The 24,909-nt window shown below is 34.1% G+C and carries 21 protein-coding genes; 2 read left to right on the forward strand and 19 right to left on the reverse strand.

The genetic code is table 11. The features are described 5' to 3' along the window. Positions 1 to 17 precede the first annotated feature (17 nt). From PL77_RS03430 to PL77_RS03455, 6 genes are all read right to left on the reverse strand, one after another. Complete coding sequence (locus tag PL77_RS03430; RefSeq protein WP_044201801.1) at positions 18 to 2,105, reverse strand: outer membrane beta-barrel family protein; 2,088 nt, start codon at positions 2,103 to 2,105, stop codon at positions 18 to 20. Positions 2,106 to 2,329: 224 nt separating this feature from the next. Continuing rightward, a complete protein-coding gene (locus PL77_RS03435) occupies positions 2,330 to 3,184 on the reverse strand; it encodes a DUF350 domain-containing protein (RefSeq protein WP_044201803.1) in 855 nt (284 codons plus the stop codon). 29 nt (positions 3,185 to 3,213) lie between these two features. Further along, the gene (locus tag PL77_RS03440; RefSeq protein WP_044201805.1) at positions 3,214 to 4,728 is read right to left on the reverse strand and encodes an NAD(P)-binding protein; all 1,515 of its coding nucleotides are present in this window, start codon (positions 4,726 to 4,728) and stop codon (positions 3,214 to 3,216) included. Next, on the reverse strand, positions 4,729 to 5,796 hold the full coding sequence (locus PL77_RS03445; protein WP_044201807.1) for a hypothetical protein: 1,068 nt from the start codon (positions 5,794 to 5,796) through the stop codon (positions 4,729 to 4,731). A 71-nt stretch (positions 5,797 to 5,867) separates the two neighbouring features. Beyond that, positions 5,868 to 6,629: a peroxide stress protein YaaA gene (yaaA, locus tag PL77_RS03450; protein ID WP_044201809.1), complete on the reverse strand. Its 762-nt coding sequence runs from the start codon at positions 6,627 to 6,629 to the stop codon at positions 5,868 to 5,870. A 103-nt stretch (positions 6,630 to 6,732) separates the two neighbouring features. Further along, complete coding sequence (locus PL77_RS03455) at positions 6,733 to 7,131, reverse strand: rhodanese-like domain-containing protein (protein ID WP_052444134.1); 399 nt, start codon at positions 7,129 to 7,131, stop codon at positions 6,733 to 6,735. 285 nt (positions 7,132 to 7,416) lie between these two features. Here PL77_RS03455 and rpoN point away from each other — a divergent pair, with 285 nt between their 5' ends. Continuing rightward, entirely contained in the window at positions 7,417 to 8,892 is a 1,476-nt protein-coding gene (gene rpoN / locus PL77_RS03460) for an RNA polymerase factor sigma-54 (protein WP_044201811.1), read from the forward strand. A gap of 1 nt (position 8,893) precedes the next feature. Then, positions 8,894 to 9,553, forward strand: coding sequence for a hypothetical protein (locus PL77_RS03465; RefSeq protein WP_044201814.1), 660 nt, complete (start codon positions 8,894 to 8,896; stop codon positions 9,551 to 9,553). On the opposite strand, the gene PL77_RS03470 is transcribed toward PL77_RS03465, so the two are convergent. The 13 genes from PL77_RS03470 to PL77_RS03520 form a co-directional block, all read right to left on the reverse strand. After that, complete coding sequence (locus PL77_RS03470; RefSeq protein WP_044201815.1) at positions 9,550 to 9,909, reverse strand: response regulator; 360 nt, start codon at positions 9,907 to 9,909, stop codon at positions 9,550 to 9,552. The genes PL77_RS03465 and PL77_RS03470 overlap by 4 nt on opposite strands. A gap of 8 nt (positions 9,910 to 9,917) precedes the next feature. Beyond that, positions 9,918 to 11,036, reverse strand: coding sequence for a PAS domain-containing sensor histidine kinase (locus PL77_RS03475; RefSeq protein ID WP_082026384.1), 1,119 nt, complete (start codon positions 11,034 to 11,036; stop codon positions 9,918 to 9,920). Positions 11,037 to 11,501: 465 nt separating this feature from the next. After that, positions 11,502 to 12,968 carry a Fe-S cluster assembly protein SufB gene (sufB, locus tag PL77_RS03480; protein ID WP_044201820.1) on the reverse strand — a complete coding sequence of 489 codons (1,467 nt, stop codon included), beginning with the start codon at positions 12,966 to 12,968 and terminating at the stop codon, positions 11,502 to 11,504. A gap of 532 nt (positions 12,969 to 13,500) precedes the next feature. After that, complete coding sequence (locus PL77_RS03485; RefSeq protein ID WP_044201822.1) at positions 13,501 to 14,862, reverse strand: dipeptidase; 1,362 nt, start codon at positions 14,860 to 14,862, stop codon at positions 13,501 to 13,503. A 37-nt stretch (positions 14,863 to 14,899) separates the two neighbouring features. Continuing rightward, complete coding sequence (locus PL77_RS03490; protein ID WP_044201824.1) at positions 14,900 to 15,520, reverse strand: sterol desaturase family protein; 621 nt, start codon at positions 15,518 to 15,520, stop codon at positions 14,900 to 14,902. 28 nt (positions 15,521 to 15,548) lie between these two features. Further along, the gene (gene bshC, locus PL77_RS03495) at positions 15,549 to 17,108 is read right to left on the reverse strand and encodes a bacillithiol biosynthesis cysteine-adding enzyme BshC (protein ID WP_044201826.1); all 1,560 of its coding nucleotides are present in this window, start codon (positions 17,106 to 17,108) and stop codon (positions 15,549 to 15,551) included. 103 nt (positions 17,109 to 17,211) lie between these two features. After that, the gene (locus tag PL77_RS03500) at positions 17,212 to 17,823 is read right to left on the reverse strand and encodes a hypothetical protein (protein WP_044201828.1); all 612 of its coding nucleotides are present in this window, start codon (positions 17,821 to 17,823) and stop codon (positions 17,212 to 17,214) included. Between the two features lie 60 nt (positions 17,824 to 17,883). Next, complete coding sequence (locus PL77_RS03505) at positions 17,884 to 18,495, reverse strand: thioredoxin family protein (protein WP_044201830.1); 612 nt, start codon at positions 18,493 to 18,495, stop codon at positions 17,884 to 17,886. A 169-nt stretch (positions 18,496 to 18,664) separates the two neighbouring features. Continuing rightward, the gene (locus tag PL77_RS03510) at positions 18,665 to 19,783 is read right to left on the reverse strand and encodes an MFS transporter (protein WP_044201832.1); all 1,119 of its coding nucleotides are present in this window, start codon (positions 19,781 to 19,783) and stop codon (positions 18,665 to 18,667) included. A 213-nt stretch (positions 19,784 to 19,996) separates the two neighbouring features. After that, positions 19,997 to 21,451 carry a glycoside hydrolase family 47 protein gene (locus PL77_RS03515; RefSeq protein WP_052444135.1) on the reverse strand — a complete coding sequence of 485 codons (1,455 nt, stop codon included), beginning with the start codon at positions 21,449 to 21,451 and terminating at the stop codon, positions 19,997 to 19,999. Positions 21,452 to 21,489: 38 nt separating this feature from the next. Beyond that, positions 21,490 to 21,618 (reverse strand): 4Fe-4S binding protein, encoded by a 129-nt coding sequence (locus PL77_RS32525; RefSeq protein WP_216595879.1) that lies wholly within the window; start codon positions 21,616 to 21,618, stop codon positions 21,490 to 21,492. After that, positions 21,575 to 21,736 carry a 4Fe-4S cluster-binding domain-containing protein gene (locus PL77_RS32530; protein ID WP_371199140.1) on the reverse strand — a complete coding sequence of 54 codons (162 nt, stop codon included), beginning with the start codon at positions 21,734 to 21,736 and terminating at the stop codon, positions 21,575 to 21,577. The genes PL77_RS32525 and PL77_RS32530 overlap by 44 nt, the downstream gene beginning before the upstream one ends. A 178-nt stretch (positions 21,737 to 21,914) precedes the next feature. Continuing rightward, positions 21,915 to 24,899, reverse strand: a complete 2,985-nt coding sequence (locus PL77_RS03520; protein WP_044201834.1) for a two-component regulator propeller domain-containing protein — start codon at positions 24,897 to 24,899, stop codon at positions 21,915 to 21,917. Between the last annotated feature and the right edge of the window lie 10 nt (positions 24,900 to 24,909).

Below are 24,909 nucleotides of genomic sequence, written 5' to 3' on the forward strand. Positions count from 1 at the left end.
TTTCAACCTATTCTGCCCTAGTTAAAAATCGCATCTGTAGTACTTCCTAATCCATTAGATTGCTTTTTCTTACTTGAAGCAGAGTTTCCTATTCTATATCTAAAAGTCAGTCGGACCACTTTTGATTCCCAACCATACGTTTTGTATTCCGAAAAAGTTGGTTGATCTCTACTCATTATATACTCTTGCGTATCTAACATATCATCCCAAACTAATACCAAACTACCTTGACCTTTTAAAACAGATTGAGAAAGCGATGCATTGATAAAATACCTACTGTAGACATCACCTTGTGGATTTTTCTGAGGAGATAAATAAGTACCAGAAATCATTAATTGGGAACCTTTCCAAAGTTGCATATTTGATGTAACAGTAGTTCTCCAATTAAAACTGGTTTGATACACATTCGGATCAATACTTCGGCCATCAATCATATTATAAAACAGGTTAACATTTGCATTAAGGTTCCACCATTTCTTGATCTCTGCATCTACAATAAATTCCACTCCGGCATCTGAAGCTTTATCCATATTTTCTACGGAATTGACCATGGCACCATTTTCACCTTCAGTAGTATACCATCTTGCAGGATCTTGATACAATTTATAATACAAAGATCCTTTGAAGTTGATTTTTTCTTTGTTCAAATTATACCCTAACTCAAATGAATCAATAAATGACGCATCTAATTCTGGGTTACCTTTATTGATATAACTTGGATTAGAATAATCTTCAAAAGGATTAATCATTCGCATGCTAGGACGTTCTACTTTCTTTGTGTATGTAAAGAATAAATTATCATACTCAGATAAACCTTGTTTTAAGTTTAAACTAGGATAAAGTTTAAAATAATCATTCTCAAAGATATCTGAAGGGTTAGATTCTAAGTTGGTTCTAATAAATGTTTGCTCAGCTCTAGCTCCTACTTGGTAAGTAAACTTGTTATGAGTACCCGACACCATTACATATGCGGCCGTTACATACTCATTATAATTAAAAATATTGTTTCTTGATTCGTCAGGAATAAAATCATCTGAGTTTTCATCGTAATTCATGACATTAAATCCTTCGGTCTTAGTCCTGATAGTTTGTTTCATACCTGTTTCTAAATTCAAATTACCAATTGGTCTTGTGTAATCTGTTTGAAATGAAAAATTAGAGAAAGTCGCATCTTTATAATTCTGCTCCATAGTTCCTAATTCTTTAAAGATTCCCACATCACCTGCTGCATAGGCAGTACTAAAAGCTAATTCCTCCCCTTCTCTGTCAGTGGTATGTAAATAATCTAGCCTCACTTCTCCCTTTACCTTATTGCCTTCATTCACATTGTTTTGTTCAGAGCGATGAGGCATACTTCCTTCTTCTGTTACTTCAGTCCAGAGATCTCCATCTCTCAGCCAGTCTATTTTTACAATATTGGTAGAGATGCTTAAATTATTGTGTTCATTGAAGTCATACTGAGCTCCGAGCTGTATGTTATGCTTCTTGAAGTTGTTGTCACCATAATATCCTTGGTCTGTATTTTTAAAGGGTTCGTTTTCTCCAAAATTCTGAAGATTGGCATCCATAGAAGTATACCTGTTCTCTTCTTTAAAAGTATAGGATGTATTTAAAGATAGTTTACCCTCTTGTTTTTGTAATCCGATTCCAGCATCATATTTTTCCCTGCTTCCAAAGCCCAACATGACGTTGGCTGAAGTATTTTTTAGATTATTAGAGCTTGTTGCAATATTAATAATACCAGAGGTCCCATCGGCATCATAGCGGGCAGATGGGTTAGAAATGATATCTATATATTTAATATCTTGAATAAGAATTTGCTCTAAGATGGGACCGTATTCACCTGATTGACTGGCGGGTCTGTTATTGATGAAAATTTGAACTCCCTCATTTCCTCTATAGCTAACTATTCCATCAGCATTTACATCGACTGCAGGAATAAGTTTTAGGGCATCTAACGCATTTCCATCTACAATCTTAATATTAACTCCAATCTCATACCGATCATTGGAGCTATTGGTCGTAGTGTTTACTTCGTTGTCTTGTGCGTGGGAATTGGTCGACAAGCCAAATACTATTAATAAAACAAAAAGGTAGTCTTTCACGGATTAATTCATTTAAATAGTTTAATATAAAACTACGATGAATTCAACTTCCGAATTAAGCTTATTAAATCACATTATCAATAACAATGTTTATTTTAATATTTAGAAGAATAATTTAAGAGAATTTATTTAATTTGATATCTAACATATATTTTAATGTAATAAAAAAGCATAACCGCATTATCAACTACGGTTATGCTTTTAGTAGTATAAAAAACTATTGATTAGAAAAGGAAAAATACGAGTAAAGAAACCATTAGATTCACACAAAAATCAAGGACTCCTACTCCGATATTTTTGTCCTCCACTAATTCATAATCTAAATCAGATTTAGGAATAATTAATTTATCGAAGAAATAACTTACTATCAGTAAAATAAAGATCATGATTGTACCATCCATACAAATCATAATGAAAGTTTTACTCCAACCCAAAAAGTCATGACCTATTGCTATCATTACAATAATCCCAATTGAAATCATCTTCCCTGCTACACTAAATGCTACTGCAATATTCCCTTCGTGAATCTGATGTTGGATATCATAAGACCTAAATTTGATGTAGCCTTTTGTAAAAAGAACCAAAAATACCTGACCAATACAATAAAAGACGAAAGCTTGTAGAGGTCCTCCTCCTTCTCCTTTAATAGCTCCCGCAATCATTAAACCGGATGCTAAAAGAGACGCCAACTGAACAATTGCAGCAGCAATATTATGCTTTTCTTTAATCTCTTTACGGATTGCCACTCTTCTAAAGATTCCGTGGTCATTCACCCAAGACGAAAGGAACATGATAGCAATACCACCCAATGCATATGCCGTGACGTTAACTATATCTTGTAAAAAACTTACAGAAGGGCCTATTAAAGCTCCAATATAAATAGCAAAAACACCGACAAAATATCCTCCAATAGAAATACCATAAGCCACATTATCTTTTTCTGTCAACTGTACATCAACATCATCTTTATAAATGATTCTTTTGAGAAATTTGGCGATTAAGAGAATCACTGCAAAAATGAGAATATAGATTAAACTCCATCCCCATTCGGTAAGAATTTCTAATAGTAGTTCTTTCATAATTGTCTAGTCTTTTGAGTTTAAAAAGATTATTTATGTCCTAATAGCTCCACGGCTTTTATCCCGGAATCAATTGCTTCAGTCAAAAAGGGTAGCCTACCATTGTCAACACCTGCATATACTAACTTTTCGTGTTGTCTATTGTCATTCAAGTCATTAAAAAGGTAGTGAGGTACAGGAATTGGCATTGCATGTCCCATTAAATTTATATATACTTTTTCAATTTGAGAAATAAATTCTTCTTCCTTTAGCTCAAAAAATGAAGAAATATTACGGCAAGTCTGCACTGCAATTTTATTTCGGTATTCTGATACTTTTGTCAATTGATGTTTATCAGAAGAAGAAAAACAATAATAGGCTGTCAGAACTCTATCTTCTTTTAAGGTTTGAGTTGTGGAATCTACAAAACCCATAAATTCAGTTTCGTTAGACAAATCTTCATTTTGCCATGCCCCAAAAGGGATTGAGTTTCCTTTTTTCAAAATAAGATTCACGACCATCCAAGGGGCTTGCTCCAAATGTTGTAATGGGGGCTGATGATCTTTTAAGATATATTTCAGTGAATGCTTCTGCCCTGCATAAATGACTTCATCAGCATAATACACCTTATTCTTCTTATCTTTTACATCAATGGCACTTACTTCAAATTGATCCCCTTTTTTTTGAATTGAAGTGACTAAATGTCCTTTTTGTAATTTAGTTGTGGGGATTTGTTCCATCAATTTATTTACAAAATAATAATTCCCTTCTGGAGGCGAAAAAGTAGTACAACACTCACCAAATTCTGGTCGAACAGCATAATATGCGATCCCAGCAAAGGCGGAAACTTGCTCAATCCCTGCCCCAAAGTCGTCTATTAGATGATAATTTAACCCTCGAACCAACTGTTCTGTTAATTCTATGTCCTGATTCATTAACCATGCTTTAAAATTGATCTCATTTAACGACTTAGTATCTTCTGAAGATAAACGAGTGGGTAAAGTAATCTTGGAATAATAGGGTTTAATTAATTCATAAAACTTTGAAGTTTCTTCTGAAGGTAAAAGGACTTCATTATAATATTCTCCTTTGTATTTTGTGGTATTCAAAAAGGACTCTGAGATTATAAACTCTTTGTCTTTAAACTCATAAAACGCTCCTTTCTTTTCTATGATATTTAACTCTTCCAAAAGATGAAGAGCTTCAGCCCCAAACTTCTCTGGGTAAGTCATATCATAATGGGCACCTTGAGCAAAAATTGTAGTTCCATGTACTTCTGATGACGAACTCCCTCCAAAGCGATCAGATAACTCAAATAATAAAAAATCTTCCTTATTCAATAAATAGGCTGACGTCAGCCCGGCTACTCCACCTCCTACTATAATTGTCTTCGTTTTTCCTTTTACTTCTGTAGGAAATGATTTACTCTGATAAACCAGGTGGCCTACCTTATCATCTGACCTTACCTGTACTTCAAAATGATAGTCTTCGGATTTAGTATCACAACCTGTAAGCACCCCCAACAAAGCAGTGGAGGACAACTGAAGAAAATGTCTTCTATTCATTTATCTCGTAAAAATATTTTTAATGTATGGGTTATCTTTCCCTTTCCATATAAAACCATCCAATATATAATGGGTAATTTGAGGAAGGGATAATAAAGCGATAATTAAAGCTCTGTAAAAACGATGATCGATATAGAACTCTTGCCAGTCTCCAAATAAGTCTACCCTTTCGTTATTGATAAAGACATCCCAGAATAATTCTTCGGAAGACCCTAGAAAGAGACAAATCAGTAACATCCATAACACGCTAACAGTTACCTTCTTAAAAGACTGACTATCATTTTTTTGTATTACCTTTTTCTCTTCTACATAATAAAACACTAAAAACATGTAAGGGATTCCATGTGCAACTACATTAGTGATTGTAAATGAAAAATCTGAATTAAAATACACTATACCTAACCACCAAGTACCAAAAGTAAAAGCAACCCAAAGTACTTTACCTATCGGGAATAGTGTTTTTTGCCTTCTAGATAAAAGGAACAGTTCAAGTATCCATGCGATTAAAATTCCGAAGTAGAGAAAATTGAATACTGTCACATACCCTTCCGAAAGAATTGGAAATGTGATAAAATCACCTGTATTGAACCAATTAAACTTTCTATCTCCTAAAAAATGCCACACAAAAACAGGATAAAGTGTGCCTATGTATATCATAAACTCATCCCTTAATCGAATACCTCTTACTGAAGATTTTAACTGATATAGCTTTAGAAAACCATATTGTTGTTTGATAAAATGATAAAGAGCAAAGTAGGCTAAAATTCGCCAAAACAGATCTTCAGAATACCAAGAAAAAATAAATGTGAAAACGAAAGCAATTATAGGTGCTAATTTAATTATAGAACTATAATGATTTCTTTCATCCTTAGAAAGGTATGTTCTGAAAATAGTGCTCCATACATGTGATACATCTACTCCTAACACAAAAAACACCCACACCAACAAGGGAATTTGCATATCTGCAAATGTGCTATCAAATGCAAAACATAAACCCCAAGTCAAAAAAATAGGTAGGTATAAAAAAAGTAGATCTAGTTTCTTAGAAAATAACCATTGCTTATTCATTAGTTTAAATATAAGCAGAAAAGCCACCTTAGCGTAATCTAAAGTGGCTTTTTAAAGTAAATAACATTTATCTATCCTCTTGTAAAAACAAGTTCATTGCCTTTGCTTAATGAAGCATTATAAGTATAACCTTCATAATCAAAACCTTTCAACCCTTCAATAGAATCAATTTTATTGTCAACAATATATCTTACCATTAAACCTCTAGCCTTCTTTGCAAAGAAACTAATCACTTTGTAGGCTCCATTTTTATGATCCTTAAAGATTGGCGTTACAATTTCGGCCTTCAGCTTTTTCTTGTCTACAGCTTTGAAATATTCATTAGATGCTAAATTCACAAGCATTTCGCCATCACCCAATTCTTCATTCAATGATGTCGTAACCGTCTCTTTCCAAAAAGAATAAAGGTTTTTGTGCTCATCAACTCCCCACTTTGTACCCATTTCTAATCTATATGGCTGCATTAAATCCATTGGCTTCAATATACCATAGAGTCCTGATAAGATTCTTAAATGATCCTGAAGGTAGGCCTGCTGATCGCTACTTAATGAGTAAGCATCTAAACCCACATATACATCTCCTTTAAATGCAAAAACCGCTTGACGAGCATTATTTGGATCAAACTCCTTTTTCCAATCCATAAATCTTTCCTTATTCAGGTCCGATAATTTAGGGCTGATACTCATCAGTTTTCCAATGTCTTCAGAAGATAGTTGGGCTAATGACTTTACAAGTTGTTCAGATTGATCCATAAATCTTGGATTCGTAACAATCTCAGTGGAGAATGCTGTTTCATAATCTAAACTCTTTGCCGGGGAAACCACTAACTTCATAATTATATCTTTTTAATATTTTTTTCCTATTCAACTACATGCAAGTTACGATGGAAACTAGATTTTGTCCAATCAAAAAACTTGATGCTACAATAGAACATAGCTATTGTTGAGGGACGATTACCTTACCTCCAGCTTTTTTCCAATCTGTAATTCCTCCTTCAAGGTCTACTACTTTAGTAAAACCAAGCTCTACTAATTTTTGTTTTGCTCTTGCACTTCTTCCACCCAATTTACAAAAAACCATGACTGTCGCATCTTTATCAAAGTCTTTTACTTTCCCTTCGAAGGAATCTTCTAGTACATTGATATTAATAGCTCCTTCCATAGTTCCGGCATTAAACTCACTTGGTGTTCTGACATCTATGACAATTGCAGACGGGTTTTTAGCTCTAACTTCCACAAAATCAGACACTGATGCTTGTGGTTCATTGTTAACTGTTCGACTACATGCACTAAAAAAGGCGATTCCGATAAGAAGTGAGATGAAGACGTTTTTCATTAAAAATTATTTTTTAAAAATATAAAATACTGACTATCAGTATAAAAAATATAATGGCACGATTTTAATTTTAATTCCACAACAAAATATGTTATTTTTCGTGTACTATAATTGACTTATACCTATAACCATAGTGTTTAAAGTTTTCACAAGTTAGTGAATCCATCGATTTTTGTGCAAACTTTAGGTAAAAGCTATGATCTTTACTGATCAGGAAATGTTAATATTTCTTTGCTTTATTTATGAGTAATGAAATGTATTTTTTAATTACTGACTTCAAGTACCATGTTAAAACAGGCGCAGAAGCTCAAGCAGACACAAACGTTATCACCACAGCAAATTCAGTTTATTAAACTTTTGCAGGTGCCTACTATAGAGCTGGAAAAAAGAATCCAAGAGGAACTTCAAGAAAACCCCGTTCTTGAGGAAGGGAAGGAGTCTGATCGAGAAGAACAGGAGTTCGGAAACGATGACGCCTCAACTACTGATGACACCAATGATGAATTTGATGACATTCCTGAAATTGACCCAATAGATGAAGTAAATTTAGATGACTACGTCAATAGAGATGATGTAGCAGGTTATAAAATGTATGGAGACGGTGATGTTTCTGACGATAAGGAACTTCCTATCCCTATGATGGATACGTTAGGTGATTCTCTACTTATGCAGTTGAGCTTTCTTAATCTCAATGAAGTAGAGCAACAGATCGGGGAACAACTGATAGGCAGTATCGAAAGTGACGGCTATATCAGAAGGCCTTTAGAAGCCATTGTCAATGACCTTGCTTTTCTACAAAACGTAGAAACAGATCTCAATCATGTGGAAATGGTATTGAAGAAAATCCAACATTTTGATCCTCCTGGAATTGGTGCAAGAACGCTGCAAGAGTGCCTTGAGATACAACTTAAAAAGAGAGATACCCACGACCCTATTGTCAAAATCGCCATCAAAATGATCGTATTGTGTTTTGAGGAGTTTAAGAAAAAACACTATACAAAAATTCAAAAAAGATTAGGTATTGATGATGAGCAAATGAAAGATGCCATTGAAATGATAATTCACCTCAACCCTAAACCAGGAGGAGTGAATAGCAATGCTGCATCAGCTCAATTCTTAACACCTGATTTTATTATCAAAGAAGTAAATGGTAGAATCAATATCTCATTGAATGGAAAGAATGCTCCAGATCTAAGAGTAAGCCGCCAATATGGAGATATGATTGATGCTTTTGACAAAACCCCTAAGAAGACGAAGAAAATGCGTGAGGAGGTGCGTTTTGTGAAGCAAAAGCTTGATGCAGCCAAATGGTTTATTGATGCCATCAAACAACGTCAGGATACGCTACTGAGAACAATGCAAGCTATTGTGGATTATCAAATGCCGTTCTTCCTCAGTGGAGATGAAGGACAACTAAGACCGATGATCCTAAAAGATATTGCAGAGATTATTCAAATGGATATCTCTACCGTTTCTAGGGTTGCAAGTAGTAAAGTAGTAGAAACAGATTTTGGTATCTACCCCTTAAAATATTTCTTCTCTGAAAGTATTTCTACTGAAAGTGGAGAAGATGTAAGTAGCAAGCAAGTGAAATCAGTCTTAAAGGAAATGATTGAAACAGAAGACAAAAAGAAACCATTGTCTGATGATAAGCTTGAAAAGCTGCTTCGTATCAAAGGATACAACATTGCTCGTAGAACTGTAGCAAAATACAGAGAGCAAATGAATATTCCAGTAGCAAGAATGAGAAAAGAACTTTAATATGCTTGAAACAAAAAAAGTATTTCAGATAATATCAGTTCTTTTACATCCCATATTTATACCCTGCATTATTGCGGGGTTATTTCTTTTTGGAGTAAATGAAGCTCCTTGGTTAGACGCTAAAGCAAGGTGGTCATTATTTAGTCTTATTTCGACTATCACTACCTTAATGCCAATCAGTTGTCTTTTAATTATGCAAAGATTTGGGGTAGTAAAAAGTCCTCAAATGCATCAAAGAGAGGAGCGAGCTTTTGCATTATCTATTATGATAATATCTCTAGCAATTCTGTGTTATTTATTGATTGTAAAAATTAATGTAAGTACAGCGTTAAGTATTTCTTTCTGCTCAGTAACTATTACATTAATAATTGCCAATATTGCCAATTTTGTGGATAAAATAAGCCTTCACTCTATCGGTTTGTCTGGACTTATTGGTATACTTTTTTATTTTATCAGAGAAGCAGAAGCAGAACCCAATATTGTACTGTTTGATGCTTTTGGCATTAGTATCATTTTACTTGGGGTTGTAATGACAGCACGTTTGTATTTACAAGCACACACTTTCTATCAAATTATAATAGGAGCCTTACTTGGTGTCTTTAGTGGCTTTGGAGGTGCAATAATAAGTGCATATTACCTACAGCACCACACTTTGATTTAAATTAATTTCTGAAGATTTTCTAAACTAATAGGTTTATTCAAGTAACCTTTCACAAAATCATATTTCAACGCTTCTTGTTCATCCTCTTCTACGATAGAAGTACTTAATATGACTACAGGAATATTTTTGTGATTATGTTGGAGTGCTTCTAAAAATTCATGCCCAGTCATTACTGGCATGTTAATATCTAACAATATGAAGTCTATTTTTTCTTGAGGTATTAATTCTAATACAAAGGCTAGTGCTTTTTCGCCATTTCTAAAAACATTCAATGCAGTCAGTAATCCCGACCTATTCAACATTATTTCAGTATAAGCATTAGAGGCCTCATCATCATCAATTAAAAGAATATTCATTATATATTTTATTTGGGTAAGTAAACCAAGAAAGTTGTTCCTTTACCTGGTGTACTTAAAACATCTATTTTCCCTTTAAGCTGTTCACAAGCTTGTCTAGTCAAATACAAACCTAGACCATTTCCTTCAATCACATCATTTGCTCTTTTGAACATTCCAAAAATTCGTTCCTTATGAACACTTAAATCTATTCCAACACCATTATCTTTTACACGAATTATCGTTTGGGTTTTAGGTGTCGTATCTATTATCAAAGAAAGTTGAAGATCATTTGTATTTTTTCTATATCTTAATCCATTTGTTAACAGATTTTCTAATATAGTAATTAATTGTTTTTGAGAACTCATCAAGTAAGGTTCTCCTATAAATTCAACTTTTAAATAATCATTTAAAGACAATTCATCGACTGTAATACTCCTTTTTAAATCCTCTATCAAAGGCACTAATTCTATTTTCTCTAATAAAACGGATGCCTCCCTTTGTTCAATTACTTTTACTAAATCATTGATCTTAGCGTTGGCCTTATCAATTGATTTTTCGATCCAATGTATCGCTTGCAAAGACGAAGGATCTTCAATAGATTTATCCTCCTTTAGAAAATGTAAAAAGCTACTAATGTTTGTAATCGGACTTTTTACGTCATGTGTTGTGATATAGGCAAACTGCTTTAGTTCGTTATTATGTTCCTGAAGTGCTCTTTCCTTTTCCTTTAGTGTCGTTATATCTTCTAACATTATCATTACTCCACCAATGTCATTTTCAGCACTTACCCAAGGGGTAATCTTGACATGTAGATATTTTAGTTTTTTACCTTCACTGTACTCAAAAGCGGGTATAATAATACTATCTCCTGTATCCATCACCACTTTTATACTCTCTTCTAATTCTAATGTCTTGAAATGGAAAATAAATAAATCTCTATGAATATCTTCTGTTAGTCCAAAAAATGCCAACCACTGCTTACTATAAGCTAAAATTCTTGTGGAATAATCTAACATTATAACAGGGGTCGGTATTGTATCAACAAACGTTCTAAGATCTTTAACACTTACCTTTTGTTCTCTATGTATTCTCTTTGAATTCACGATACCATTATTCATTACCAAATTGATTGACGAGGGTAACATACTGAGACTACAACACTTACTTCTTGAAATTATGAATGAGTATAATCAACAATATGTCATAAAATTAAATAGGTTTATTACTTAAAATAGGTATAAAGATAGAATGATCATGGTTTTATTTTTCTATTTGTTTTTAGGTTTAAATCACAATAAAATCAATAAGTGGTTTCTGATTCCTTATACACTTTAACTATCTTCAGTATTCATTTTTCAATATTAATATCAGCTTTACTTATCACATTGTAAACTAAGCATTTACTATTTAAAAGAATTTATTGATGATAAGGGTTATTGTCCATTAATATGAATTAATACTTCTATCTTAAAATACTAAAATTTGAGCTAGTTTCTATATATTGAGAAGATTATCCTAAAATAGTGTAATGATTTAACGGCATTGTTTTATATAAAAAAAGGCCGTCTCCTATAGAGACAGCCTTCAAAATATTGTAAATATAGAAGGGTTTAACCTACTGAACCTTCCAATGATAAAGCCAATAATTTTTGAGCTTCCACTGCAAATTCCATTGGTAATTTATTCAATACTTCCTTACAGTAACCGTTTACAATAAGTGCGACAGCTTGTTCAGTGTCGATACCTCTTTGGTTACAGTAGAAAATTTGATCTTCACCAATTTTAGAGGTTGTTGCCTCATGTTCTACTTTTGATGTATGGTTATCCACCTCAATGTAAGGGAAAGTGTGAGCACCACAACGATCTCCCATCAATAATGAATCACATTGAGAGAAGTTTCTTGAGTCTGTAGCGTTTTTGTTCACTTTTACCAAACCTCTGTAAGAGTTTTGAGATTTACCTGCAGAAACACCTTTAGAAACAATTCTAGATTTAGTGTTTTTACCGATGTGAATCATTTTCGTACCAGTATCTGCTTGCTGCATGTTGTTTGTTACAGCCACTGAATAAAACTCTCCTACTGAGTTATCACCTTTCAAGATACAAGAAGGGTACTTCCAAGTTACTGAAGAACCAGTCTCTACTTGAGTCCATGATAACTTCGAGTTGTTACCATCACAAATACCACGTTTTGTTACGAAGTTGTAAACACCACCTTTTCCATCTTCATCACCAGGGTACCAGTTTTGTACAGTTGAGTACTTCACTTCAGCATCTTCATGAACAAAGATTTCTACAACTGCCGCGTGAAGTTGATTTTCATCACGTTGAGGTGCAGTACAACCTTCTAAGTAAGAAACGTAAGAAGAATCTTCAGCAACGATTAAAGTACGCTCAAATTGACCTGTACCAGATGCGTTGATTCTGAAGTACGTTGATAATTCCATTGGACAGTGAACACCTTTTGGAATATAACAGAAAGAACCGTCTGAGAATACTGCTGAGTTTAATGCAGAGAAAAAGTTATCTTTTACTGGAACAACTGATCCTAAGTATTTTTTCACTAGCTCTGGGTGATCTTTTACTGCTTCAGAGAAAGAACAGAAAATGATTCCTTTTTCTGCAAGAGTGTCTTTGAATGTAGTAGCAACAGATACAGAGTCAAATACGGCATCAACCGCAATATTTGAATCTTTAACTCCTGTCAAACGTTTTTGTTCATCAAGAGAAATACCTAATTTTTCGAAAGTAGCTAACAATTCAGGATCAACTTCCTCTAAAGATTCAATTGCCTTCTTTTGTACTGGAGCTGAATAGTAAATGATGTCTTGGTAATCCACTTGTTCATAGACTACATTGGCCCACTCAGGGCATTCCATCTTCTGCCACTCTCTGAAAGCACTAAGTCTCCACTCAAGTAACCATTCCGGCTCTTCTTTTTTTGCAGAAATGAATCTTACAATCTCCTCATTTAATCCTTTCGGAGCCTGGTCTGCCTCAATATCGACAGTCCAACCGTGCTCATACTCTTTGGACGTAAAGTCTTCTAAAATTTTGTTATCCTGATCTGCGCTCATTATATAAAAACGTTTTATACGTTATTAATTCCTATTCAATTTTCAATATGCTTTTAGTAAAACTAAAAACATAACTGTTTTGTTTACTTAGAAACTTACAAATATTAATAGAAATTGTCCATCAATTATTTAGTATGGTTCTAAATTGCAAAATTAAGACATAAATTTCAGAAAGTTGAGTTTTAGCATCAAAAAGTTTATCAATTCTATTAAAAAGATGATTATTGTAGAAAATTGAAAAAAAAACTACATTAAATGCAATTTATACACTATAATAATTATATTTACAAACGTTAAAGTTGCTAACACAACTCCGCCTCAAGTTGTGTTATTACGGGTATTTTTTTTCATGACTGTATACCTTAGCCTTAACTTATTTAAAGAATTTAAATAATTGTGGGTTGTCTTTCTAGATAACCCTTTTTTATTGTAATTCTAACCACCTAACAGGCTCTCTTTGATCTTTCTATTCCATAAAAAAAGCAATTAAGCGGGTAGCCTAACTGCTTTTATTGTTTAATATCTAAATGAATTATTTTTTTAATTTTGCATAATGCTTGTAAAATAATTCAATTGTTTCAATTCCTTTCAAGAAATTAAAAATTCCAAATTTTTCGTTTGGTGAGTGGATAGCATCAGAATCTAATCCAAATCCCATCATAACAGAGTCCAAATCTAACTCTTCTTTGAAAAGTGCAACAATTGGAATAGATCCTCCACTTCTTACAGGGATTGGTTCTTTACCAAATGCTTCAGCGTAAGCATCATTTGCTGCTTGATATTCTACTGAATTTGTTGGAATCACAACTGGCGTTCCTCCATGATGAGCTGTAACTTTTACTTTGATACCATCAGGAACGATAGACTCAACATGCTTTGCAAACAATTCTGAGATCTCTTCCCACGATTGGTGAGGAACTAATCTCATTGAGATTTTAGCATATGCTTTTGATGGAATTACCGTTTTGGCACCTTCACCAATATAACCACCCCACATACCGTTTACATCCAATGTAGGTCTGATACTTGTTCTTTCATTCGTTGAAAAACCTTTCTCTCCAAATTCCTTATCGATGTCTAACGCTTTTTTGTAAGCTTCAAGATCAAAAGGTGCTTTTGCCATTTTGGCTCTTTCTTCCTCTGTTAAAACTTCTACTTTGTCGTAGAAACCAGGAATTGTAATATGACCATTTTCATCTTTCAGGGCAGCTACAACTTCAGAAAGAGCATTTAATGGATTTTGTACTGCTCCACCATACATACCAGAGTGAAGATCTCTATTTGGACCCGTCAACTCCAATTCCATGTAGCTCAAACCTCTTAAGCCCACTGTAATTGATGGAGTATCTACTGAAATCATACCTGTATCAGAGATCAAAATTACATCTGCCTTAAGATCTTCTTTTCTTTCTCTAATGAAGTCTCCAAGGTTTACAGAACCAATTTCTTCCTCACCTTCCAACATAAACTTCACATTACAAGCCAATGTATTGTTCTTCATCATAGACTCAAAAGCCTTGATGTGCATGTACATTTGACCTTTGTCATCTGAAGCTCCTCTAGCATAAATACTATCATTTTTCACTGTTGGTTCAAAAGGAGGAGTGTCCCATAAATCTATAGGGTCAGCTGGCTGTACATCATAATGTCCATAAACGATTACAGTAGGTAAAGAAGAGTCTATAATTTTTTCTCCATAAACAACAGGATTACCTTTCGTCTGACAAATCTCAACTTTGTCAGCACCTGCTTCTGTTAATTTGTGTGCTATAAATGCGGCTGCTTTTTTGATATCAGGTTGATATTCTACGTCGGTACTTACTGAAGGAATACGTAATAATTCAAAAAGTTCAGATAAAAATCTATCCTTGTTCTCTTCGATGTACTTAGTCATTGTTATATGTATTTTTAAAAAGTCATACTGATTAATATCAATCAGGCATAGTTCTAAAGACAAAATCCCATAAGGGTGATGAGACCCCAAATGCCTTAGTGTCATCTCTATAGTGATGGATACTATGATGAATCCATAAAATCTTCAAAAAGTTTTTTGGAGGGTGCATAGCATGAATCATATAATGGACCCCCAAATATAAGGCATATCCTGTTAGAAAACCTGCTGTGAAGGGATAACAATAATCATTTAAGGCCAAATAAAACAAATAGAAAAAAGAAGATGCGAGCACTACACTGACAATTGGAGGCATAGCCAACCGAGATTTATCCTTGGGGTGATGATGATGAACTCCATGAAACTTGTGTGTAATATCTTTTTTCAGTGGTGTTGTCGGTGACATATGAAATACAAACCGGTGCATTACATATTCTACCAAAGTAAATAGCAAGAGCCCTACAAAGAAAAGTAGGATGGTCATACCAACTGAAACCAGTTGATAGTATAACTCATACACAAGCAACCCTGCACCAAAAATGAGATACATTGATATCGGGACGGCTGCATGTGTATGAGTAAGTTTTTCTAGTAAAGGGTTTTTAAAAAGCTTCTTATCGTTAGATTTTTTTTCATTGATTGAAGATGAAGAAATATCCATTGCTAAATAGTTATGTAAGGGTTAAGGATTAATCACCCACCATCACATTTAGATTAAAGGACAATGGGTCTAACTCTCCTATAAGTTCGGGAATAAAATCCACATTTTTAGGCCAAAACTCCATCAAATTAACAATTCTTTCTTGTGGAGCGTTATTTGGTAGCAAGCATTCCCTAATACATAGTACTCTTTCAATATCATCTTGGATTTTTCTTTTACCTTCTTTTCGAAGCTTATTTTGAGTATGTTTTACTCTCTTCAGCATACGTACTTTTTCTGCATCAACGTGTTTCTCTAAATTAGGAGTGATCGCCTTTGCTTTACTTAAAATATCACTGTAAGCGAGCTCTATTTTTTCCAGTTCAGCAGCAATATCTGTATCAACTTCATTATTGGAATCCAAAATTTGCTCTTCGATTTCACGTTTAGGTTGCAATAGTTGTTCTAATGGCCAACCTGACTTACGCCACCTCTCACTAAAATGTCCATCTAATACTAAACAAAAACCTCTTGGCAACACCATTGGATAGTGCACATTATATGCATCAAATGCTTCTTTTAATTGTAGCCAGTAAATCACCTCTGCTGGACCTCCTAGATATGCAAGGTTAGGCAGTAAAATTTCTTGTAACACTGGCCTTAAGACAACATTAGGACTAAACTTTTCAGGGCTTTCCTCTACCAAATTGTCTATTTCTGCTGAAGACCATGTTAATTCACCACCTACAGTTTGGAATCCGTCAGCTGTTTTTTCCAAACGCAGTCGCACCCCATCATCCATATAAAATAGATTGATTTCTCGTGCAAAGATTTGTGTTTTATAACCTTGTGCTTCGATTACTGCATTTGTCTTCGAAACTTTATCAAAGCTTACTCCTTCGTGGAGCTCCTTTTTAATTATATCTTTAAATGGCTCTTTTAATGTTTTATGATCTGCATCAACACATACTAAACCATAATCTTTAAAAAGTGCATTAACAATTTTTCTTGTTGCTTCTGTCAGGTTCTCACTTTCTGAATATGCTTTTACAAACAGTCCTGGCATATCTTTGATACGATCCAGAATTTTATCAATTCCATCCAAAGACAATCTACCTACAGGTCCTGAAGGATTAGGGTGTTCCCAAGTATATTTTCTACCTCCTAGTTGAAATGAAGCAATTTCTTCAAAGTCATGATCTTCAGTAGCCATCCAATACACTGGAATAAAATTCTTATCAGGATGCTTTTCTTTAAGTTGTTTACATAAATTGATTGTTGCTGCAATTTTGTAGACAAAAAATAAAGGCCCTGTAAAAATGTTCAGCTGATGTCCCGTGATTATCGTATAAGTATCTTTTTCTAATAGTAAATCGACTTGTTCTTTGGGGTAAGCTTCAATTTTACTGTATTGCTCATGTAAAGAAGTCACTAATCTTTGTCTTGAGACATCAGTAAAATCACTTCGATTTTCTATAATTTGATCAAACGATGATAATTGGGGTGAATATTTAAATAAAGGTTTAATTTCTTCTTTTTCCGAAAGGTAATCTAGAAACATTTTTCCGTATAAACCGGCTGTTTCGAATGGAATTTTGTAAGTATTCATTGTGTTTATTATTCTTCGATCTACGAATTTAATGGATGTTTTCTAAAAAAATAGTGAAACTTAAAAAATATTTGTTTCAACAATATTCGACACTATAAAATATTCATTTACGATCGTAAGGAACATTCATTTTCTCACCAATAACTAATTGATCATTATGATAAACTTTTATGATACCATCATTTATCACTTTATATCTCCTTTCTTCAAGAAGTTCTGTATTTTCTGCACCTTGAATATCAGCATCAACAACCAACTCCACTCCTTTTGGTATCCATTTTTCATAAGGAGATTTTTTATTTAAAATATACTTAAAACCATCTGCAAACACCACTAATGTATTGATGTAAACTTGTTCTTTGAGCAAGTTTTGACTCGCTACATCCAAATTATCAGTAATGAAATTTAATGCGAAATGCTTTTGCTTTGCCAACCACTTCAGTACCGTTTCAAGAAGGTTTTCATGATAATACACCAATTCAAAAAACTCATTCTGCCTTTCCATATTCTGACGGATTGCATCTTTATCATCTTGATAGAAGATAACATCAATTTTTATATCCAATGACAAGAGCTTTTCATAAGACTGCTCTGAAGCAATTACAATTGGACTCCATTCTAATAAAGAAAATAAGACTGAAAATAGAGATTCATCCACCTTGTCAATTAAAACTGCAGGTTCTTGATCATCTCTAACAATGTGATGTGAAGACATAAATAGTTAAAAGAAAAAAATACCATAAATAAGCATCGAATTTATGGTATTTTTTGAGATTTATTTCAAGGTTTCCAATAATTTTTGAAGGTCCTTCATAATGGCTTTTCCTTTGTCCTTGTTGTACCATTTTTGAACTTTCATTGAAAACTGCTGTTTATCCTCTCCTACTTCTTTTTTGAATTCTGGAATTAAAGCGGTCAACTCTTCCGGTCGAGGCCCCCATTCTCCTAAGACTTCATTGGTTTTTTGATCAATCATGATCAACTTAGGAATAGACCTTGAACCATTGGTTAAGAACTGCTCCATTAAGTCTTGGTTATTGTCTCTCAACAAAAATCTTAATTCTATTTTTGGTGAAACCTGAGCGGCCTCAGCAATGATAGGTAAACTTTGGGCAGCATCTCCACACCATCCTTCGGTTAAAACCAACCAGTAAACACTTGTGTTTACCGCTCTTCCTGCCACTCTCAAAGGATCCAATAAGCGATTGGTTTTGTCAATCCTTTGCATTCTTGTAACATTCAAACGAGTATAATCTACTAGTTGGGAGTCATCATAGCTGATGATTGTCGGTTCATCAGATAATAGGTTATCCAATGCTTCTCTATACGCCTCATAAGTAAAAGCATTGTCGATATACTCTTGTGCTACAGTTTGGTTTTCTGCCATACGAATAATTGAATGATTAGGTTGATTATATAATTAATGTATTGCCTCATTTAACAATGATAATATTGTAAAACTTAAATATTAAATTAATAAAACGAAGGCAGTTATTTTATTCTATAGCTCAATTTTTTCATAGATCGTTCACATTACTTGATATAATACAATGAAATTATTTCTTAAGGGAAGGAACCTTGACAAATTGAGCAAAAATAAGGGAGATCACACACAAAATTGCCCCTCCATAAAAAGGCAACGTCCAATCTTTTAACCAGATCCATCCTCCTAATAATGGTAAGAATACAGCTACTACATGATTGATGGTAAATCCTACTGCCATTGAAGGTGCAATGTCTTTTGGATCGGCATTTTTTTGGAAATACGTTTTAATACCTATAGAAAAACTAAAGAAAATATGGTCTATGATGTAAAGCCCTGCCACTACCCATCGATTTTCTATTAATGCATAAGCCAAGAAAACGATTGTAAGACTGATATATTCAAAACTCAACATTTTTCGTTCTCCGTATTTATTGAGCATTCTTGCAATAATGGGATTGAAATACATCGAGACGATATTATTCAACACAAACAAAACAGTAATTTCTTTAATCGAGAAATCATATTTCTCCACAAGAAGCAATACGGCAAACACTACAAAAACTTGTCTTCTTGCCCCACTTAAAAGATTCAAAACATAAAAAAGCCAGTACTTTGACTTTAGAATCATTTTTTTATGCTGCATCACAGCATCTTCCTCAATAGGCTTCTGAAATAATGCCCAAACTCCCGCCAAAACAACTATTACACCGATAAGGAGATAAATAATTTCATAAGAAGCAACAAATGTCAATCCATAGATAGCTCCACCAATGGTGATATTTGTAAATGCCATGACACTTTTTAGTCTAGCCAAAATATGTGGACTATCCTCCTTCGAAAAACTTTGCAGTGTGAGTGACTGATTGGAAGTTTCATAGTAATGAAAACCGATAGACATGATCAAAGTGGTCATCATCAATCCCCAAAATGAAGGAAATAACCCTGTTAGTCCAACACCAATTCCCATCACAATAATAGATATAGAAGCAAATCGGTCTTCTTTAATAAACATCAAGAAAAATAAGGCGGTCACAACAAGGAAGCCTGGAACTTCTCTGAAAGATTGAATGGCTCCAATATCAAAACCATTTAAGCCAATTTCATCGACAGCAAAATTATTGAACAATGTACGCCAGCCTTGAAATCCTAATGCTGTTGCGATAGATAGGACTAGTAAAAACTTGTACATCGGTGATCGGAATGCGGAAGTATTTTTCAATTTCAGTTGGTTTTATTATCGGAAATTATGACCTACAGATAATCATATTCTGTTTGGCCATCTTGTTTGTTGTAATAGTTAACTGCGAATATAGACGTTTTAATTTTAAGGGACAGCCCATTGAATACAAAAAAAGAGCTAAACCTTGACAGCTTAGCTCTTCCTTTGATGGGAAACAAAGGGTTATTTCAAACCAATTTTATTCCCTTTCCATCCTTTATCCCAAGTATTTTTTAATGGGTGTGCTTCCGTATTCAACACGTATTTTTCAAAGTCAAATACTTCTGATGGAGCGAAGAATAAATAACAATACTTCATGGTTTCCGCAAAGAAGAAACTTTCCAAAGTATCCCATTTCTCTTTTGACTTCACATCTTTCAGCTGAACGTATCCATTTTCAACTTGACAGTACTTTTCAATGCTTTCAAACATCTTTTTGCCTTGCTCATAGTATTTGTCATTGCCAGTACCTCTCCATACATAATAAGTAGACTCAATTGCCTCTGGTCTCATCATATAGTATTCAGCTCCTTCATAGAATGGTTGCATTGTAGTATAATCTACAGCCTCTGGCTCAATACCGTCTTTGAACCACATTTTATTGATAGATGCTTGTAACTTTTCAGCTCTATCTAAATCACCATCCAATACATAACATAAGTTCCAGAAACAATCCAATGCACCGAATCGAGTACTCAATCTTTCCCCCGAATTCATATCTGCCCAACCAATCCAGAACTCACCATCTACAGAAGTTGTATCGACTAAATATTTGTTGACTGCATCTCTTGAAACGTTGTACCACTCCAATAAGTCTTCATCACCAAACAACAAATAACCCTTTAATAAGTACTCATAGTAAGCATCAATACCTCCTGAGATATGAGCTCTTGTATCTGCCCACTCTCCTGTATCTTGGTCAATCCACGAACCTTGCAATCCTGTCTTACCTCTTCGATCATAAGACGCTTTGATACCTCTTTTACACAATTCATAGTATTTATCATCTCCCGTCAATTTCGACAAAACACCATATTCTAATAACATTGAACCAATTTCACATGGGTTTGTACCCTGACCGCTTACTTTACCTGTACGTAGGTTTACCAAACGGTAAGGAATTCCTGTAGGTGAATCAAAAACTGGAATCATTCTATCACCAAGGTCTTTGGCTAACTCTAAGAATCTAGGATCACCATCCAATTGGTATGAAGAAAGTAAACCGCCTAAAATTCGAATTGCAATTTCAAATTGTTGTACGTCTAAATCTTTATCAAAATCTAATTCAGAGAAAATTAAATCCTTACATTCTTTCATTTCCTCTTCTAATCCCATTAAGTACATAGTAGAAAAAGCATCTACAGGTGTCATTAATAACGACTCCGCATACCAGTTATGCCCTTTTTCTGAGATTGGGTTTACTGCATCTAATCCTTTCGCATAATTCATATAGGCTCTCCACCCTTTCTTAAATGCCGTCTTAACTCTCTCTTGATATTGTTGTTTCTCCTTAGGTGAAATTTCCTCTGTAACTGTCTCTTTTGAAACATTAGTTGAAGTTGTACATGAAGTTGCAAATAATGTAGTTGATGCCACTAAAATTGAGGCTACTAATGATTTTTTTATGGTAGTTTTCATTGTATAAATTAGATAATGGTTATTGTTAAGTATATAATTTATTTCCAAATATTATTGATCTTTTGATGCATGACTCCAGAACTGCAAACCTCTACACATACTCCACAAGAAATACATTTCTGTTCAATTCTTTCTATTTTGAGCTTTCTGAGAAAAGGTTTCAGGATTGTGACACCACAAACACCTCATATTGCACCCTTTCAAGAAGATAACAGCACGAATACTATGACCGTCATGTAAAGAAAGCCGCTGTAAATTTGTAATCATTCCTTTTTCCAAAACCATCAATCGACTCCTATAGGTTTATAATTCCTTTCGTTTCATCAATTACAAAGTAAAGGGGTATTGAATAATTATTCAATTTATAGTAGTGTACTCCAACGTGTATTCATGATACTCTCACGCTATTCTCATTTTCCATTCAAAAAGAAAAAGGCCACCTATTGGCAGCCTTAATATTTATTTAAAACCTTGTAATCATTTTGGTTAGGGATTTCCTTTTCTCCAACCCAATTTTTTTCCTAATTCTATAGCGGGATGTTTCGAGTGTCCTCACACTGACATTCATTAATGTGGCAATCTCCTGATTTTCTAAATCCATTCTTAAGTAAGCACAGATCCTTAATTCCCGTTTACTAAGGTCAGGGTATTCCAGCTTGAATCGCTCTAAAAAGTTATCATGGGATTTATTGAATTGATGTTCAAATTTGTCCCAATAATCATGATCATCACTTTCCTTATTAATTTCTTTTACGATTGTCCTGATTTTACGCTTCTCTGTACTTCCCAGATTAGCCGACAATTCTTCCAGCTTTTGTTTAACCTGTTGTAAACTCTGATTTTTATGAAGATGACTGATTGTAATGTTTGTCAACTCACTTTTTGTTGAATCTAGTTCTTTTTCTAGCGTTGTATTCTGAATTTTTATTTTCTCCCTTTCCGCCTCAATACTTTCTAAAGCAAATTGTTTTTTGACATTCATAATTCTCACCTTTTGCAAGAAGTAAAGCACTAGTAAGAACAATAAAAACATGAGTATTCTAAACCATGTCGATTGCCAAAAAGGTGCATTGACAATTACATTGATAGAAGCCCCCTCTTTGTTCCATACCCCATGATTATTCGAAGCAATCACTTTAAAAGTGTATTTTCCCGGATCCAAGTTGGTATAAGTGGCAATTCTACGATCTCCAACGTAATTCCATTTAGTATCAAAGCCCGACAGTTTATAAGCATATTGGTTCCTCTCTGTTTCGGTAAAATTCAATGCACAATAATTGAAGTTAAAAACCGATTGATCATAATCCAATTCAATTGTTTCCGTTTCTAGCACAGATTTTTTAAGAATAGAAGCAGAATCTAATGGAAGTTGAGGAACATTAAAAATATCAAAACCTGTAATATATACCGGTGGAGCCACTTCGTTTTCACTCAACATTTGAGGATTAAAAATTGTAATTCCTTCTGTACCCCCTATCAATATTTCTCCACGCTTATTTTTCTCCAGAGAATTGTAATTAAACGAGTTGTTTGAGATATGATAACTTACAATCTCCTCATCCGACAATGACATTTTTGAGATATAATTTTTCGATACGATAATCAAATTACCCCTATTATCAGAGTTGATATTCAATATAGGCAATTGTGGTATACCATCCTCTTCTGTCAATACTTTGAACTCATTACTTTCGGGAAGGTATTTCACTAACCCTTCAGCAGTAGCCATCCAAATGTGTCTTAGCTTATCTTCATAGACTGCTCTCACATAATTGAAATTGTGATTCTTTGCAATTAAATCTTGCATTAAGTCAAAAGTCCATTTGCCTGTTTTTCGTTCAAAACGCAATACACCACTATCGGTACTAAACCATACATTTGAAAGTGCATCTTCGTACATATGGTAAACATGGATTTGTCCTGCGTCAATATAATCGAGATCGAGTTTTATACATTCTTTATTCACCGGGTCGTATTGTGCTATTCCTCCACCTAAAGTACCCATCCAAGTAATCCCTTTTGAATCTGTAAGAAGTGACCAAATATTATTACTTGTCAGGCAGCCGTCATCCATCATTTGTCTTTTCAGGTGATAGTATTTACCGGTACTTTTTTCAATTACTCTGAGTCCTTCATTGTAAGTACCAATCACTAAGTTCCCCAATGAGTCTTCTGTGATGGCTTTTACAACATCTACCGCAAAGTCATTGATTTCTTTGCCATCAATATCGAAATGCTTGAAGTAGTTTTCATTATGATCAGATTGTTGATGTAAACCTCCCCAGTCAGACCCTGCCCAAAGTTTCCCTTTTTTATCATAGAATAATGAAAGTACTGGCTTATTCGGTAAAGTATTTTCATTGCAAGGTATATGACCAATCTGTCTGAAAAAGTTCTTTCTTGGGTCAAACTTATCCACACCTTCTAAATAAGCACCTAGCCAAATATTTTCTTCTCTGTCTTTGTACAGACTCCATAAAACATCAGTTGATAATGATAATGGATCTACTTTAGAATGTTTATGCGACTCAAAGTATTTTGTATTTACATCAAAAACATCCAAACCTGCCCCGTCAGTGGCCAACCATAATTTATTACCGACTTGTAAGATATCTTTGATATTGTTGCTACTAGGGCCTTTACCAGGCTGTCCCTTCAAGTACGTAGTGTATTCGCCAGTCAATAAATTATATTCAGCTAACCCTCCACTGTTACTCCCCACATAAAGCAAGGTGTCATTGTAGATCAGTAAATTTTTCTTTGCGTTGTCATCTATACCCTTTAGAGGCAAGTGTGTATATTCGACTTCCGAAAACTTTTCAGTATTTTTATCATAAACACATAGTTTTCTATTATCCGTTGCCAACCAAATACGGTTCCATTTATCTTCCACGATATCATAAATAGAAGCCCCGTTGATGGTGTTGTTATTTCTCTCTTCGTAATAGTATTTCTTGAACTGCTTTCTATCTTTTGATATTATAGAAAGTCCGCCACTTGCTCCAATCCAAAGCTGTTTTTCATCATCTTCAATCATACAGTTTACAGATACACTAGGTATCATCCGGTCTTCTTGCCATCCCCCTGTATAATGTTCAAAAGTTTCATCGATAGGATTAAAAACACTGACCCCGTTATTCAAAAGTCCAATCCATAATAATCCAGTATGATCTTCAATAATCGAAGAAATCATATTATCATTTGGTCCTTTTTTACTACCCATTTCGTAAGGGTAAACTTTCATTTCATAACCATCGTATCTGTTTAAACCTTTGAATGTCCCGAACCACATGAAGCCTTTGCTGTCTTGTAAAATAGAGTTTACAGTAGCATCTGCGATCCCGTCTTCAGTACGTAAGTGTTCAAACTGCTTTTTGATATGTTGTGCTTGTGAAATTGTGGGTACAACTAAGAAAGTTAGTGTTAAAAAAAATAATGCTTTTACCATTAGCTTTTAA

Origin of the sequence: Flammeovirga sp. OC4 (assembly GCF_000812565.1) — a bacterium.
In the GTDB taxonomy this organism is placed as follows: domain Bacteria; phylum Bacteroidota; class Bacteroidia; order Cytophagales; family Flammeovirgaceae; genus Flammeovirga.

What these genes read in the sequence shown, in the direction of transcription:
- PL77_RS03435 (WP_044201803.1), bottom strand. Translation starts at nt 3,184, where the DNA reads ATGAAAGAACTACTATTAGAAATTCTTACCGAATGGGGATGGAGTTTA.
- PL77_RS03440 (WP_044201805.1), bottom strand. Translation starts at nt 4,728, where the DNA reads ATGAATAGAAGACATTTTCTTCAGTTGTCCTCCACTGCTTTGTTGGGG.
- PL77_RS03445 (WP_044201807.1), bottom strand. Translation starts at nt 5,796, where the DNA reads ATGAATAAGCAATGGTTATTTTCTAAGAAACTAGATCTACTTTTTTTA.
- yaaA (WP_044201809.1), bottom strand. Translation starts at nt 6,629, where the DNA reads ATGAAGTTAGTGGTTTCCCCGGCAAAGAGTTTAGATTATGAAACAGCA.
- PL77_RS03455 (WP_052444134.1), bottom strand. Translation starts at nt 7,131, where the DNA reads ATGAAAAACGTCTTCATCTCACTTCTTATCGGAATCGCCTTTTTTAGT.
- rpoN (WP_044201811.1), top strand. Translation starts at nt 7,417, where the DNA reads ATGTTAAAACAGGCGCAGAAGCTCAAGCAGACACAAACGTTATCACCA.
- PL77_RS03465 (WP_044201814.1), top strand. Translation starts at nt 8,894, where the DNA reads ATGCTTGAAACAAAAAAAGTATTTCAGATAATATCAGTTCTTTTACAT.
- PL77_RS03470 (WP_044201815.1), bottom strand. Translation starts at nt 9,909, where the DNA reads ATGAATATTCTTTTAATTGATGATGATGAGGCCTCTAATGCTTATACT.
- PL77_RS03475 (WP_082026384.1), bottom strand. Translation starts at nt 11,036, where the DNA reads ATGTTACCCTCGTCAATCAATTTGGTAATGAATAATGGTATCGTGAAT.
- sufB (WP_044201820.1), bottom strand. Translation starts at nt 12,968, where the DNA reads ATGAGCGCAGATCAGGATAACAAAATTTTAGAAGACTTTACGTCCAAA.
- PL77_RS03485 (WP_044201822.1), bottom strand. Translation starts at nt 14,862, where the DNA reads ATGACTAAGTACATCGAAGAGAACAAGGATAGATTTTTATCTGAACTT.
- PL77_RS03490 (WP_044201824.1), bottom strand. Translation starts at nt 15,520, where the DNA reads ATGGATATTTCTTCATCTTCAATCAATGAAAAAAAATCTAACGATAAG.
- bshC (WP_044201826.1), bottom strand. Translation starts at nt 17,108, where the DNA reads ATGAATACTTACAAAATTCCATTCGAAACAGCCGGTTTATACGGAAAA.
- PL77_RS03500 (WP_044201828.1), bottom strand. Translation starts at nt 17,823, where the DNA reads ATGTCTTCACATCACATTGTTAGAGATGATCAAGAACCTGCAGTTTTA.
- PL77_RS03505 (WP_044201830.1), bottom strand. Translation starts at nt 18,495, where the DNA reads ATGGCAGAAAACCAAACTGTAGCACAAGAGTATATCGACAATGCTTTT.
- PL77_RS03510 (WP_044201832.1), bottom strand. Translation starts at nt 19,783, where the DNA reads ATGTACAAGTTTTTACTAGTCCTATCTATCGCAACAGCATTAGGATTT.
- PL77_RS03515 (WP_052444135.1), bottom strand. Translation starts at nt 21,451, where the DNA reads ATGAAAACTACCATAAAAAAATCATTAGTAGCCTCAATTTTAGTGGCA.
- PL77_RS32530 (WP_371199140.1), bottom strand. Translation starts at nt 21,736, where the DNA reads ATGGTTTTGGAAAAAGGAATGATTACAAATTTACAGCGGCTTTCTTTA.
- PL77_RS03520 (WP_044201834.1), bottom strand. Translation starts at nt 24,899, where the DNA reads ATGGTAAAAGCATTATTTTTTTTAACACTAACTTTCTTAGTTGTACCC.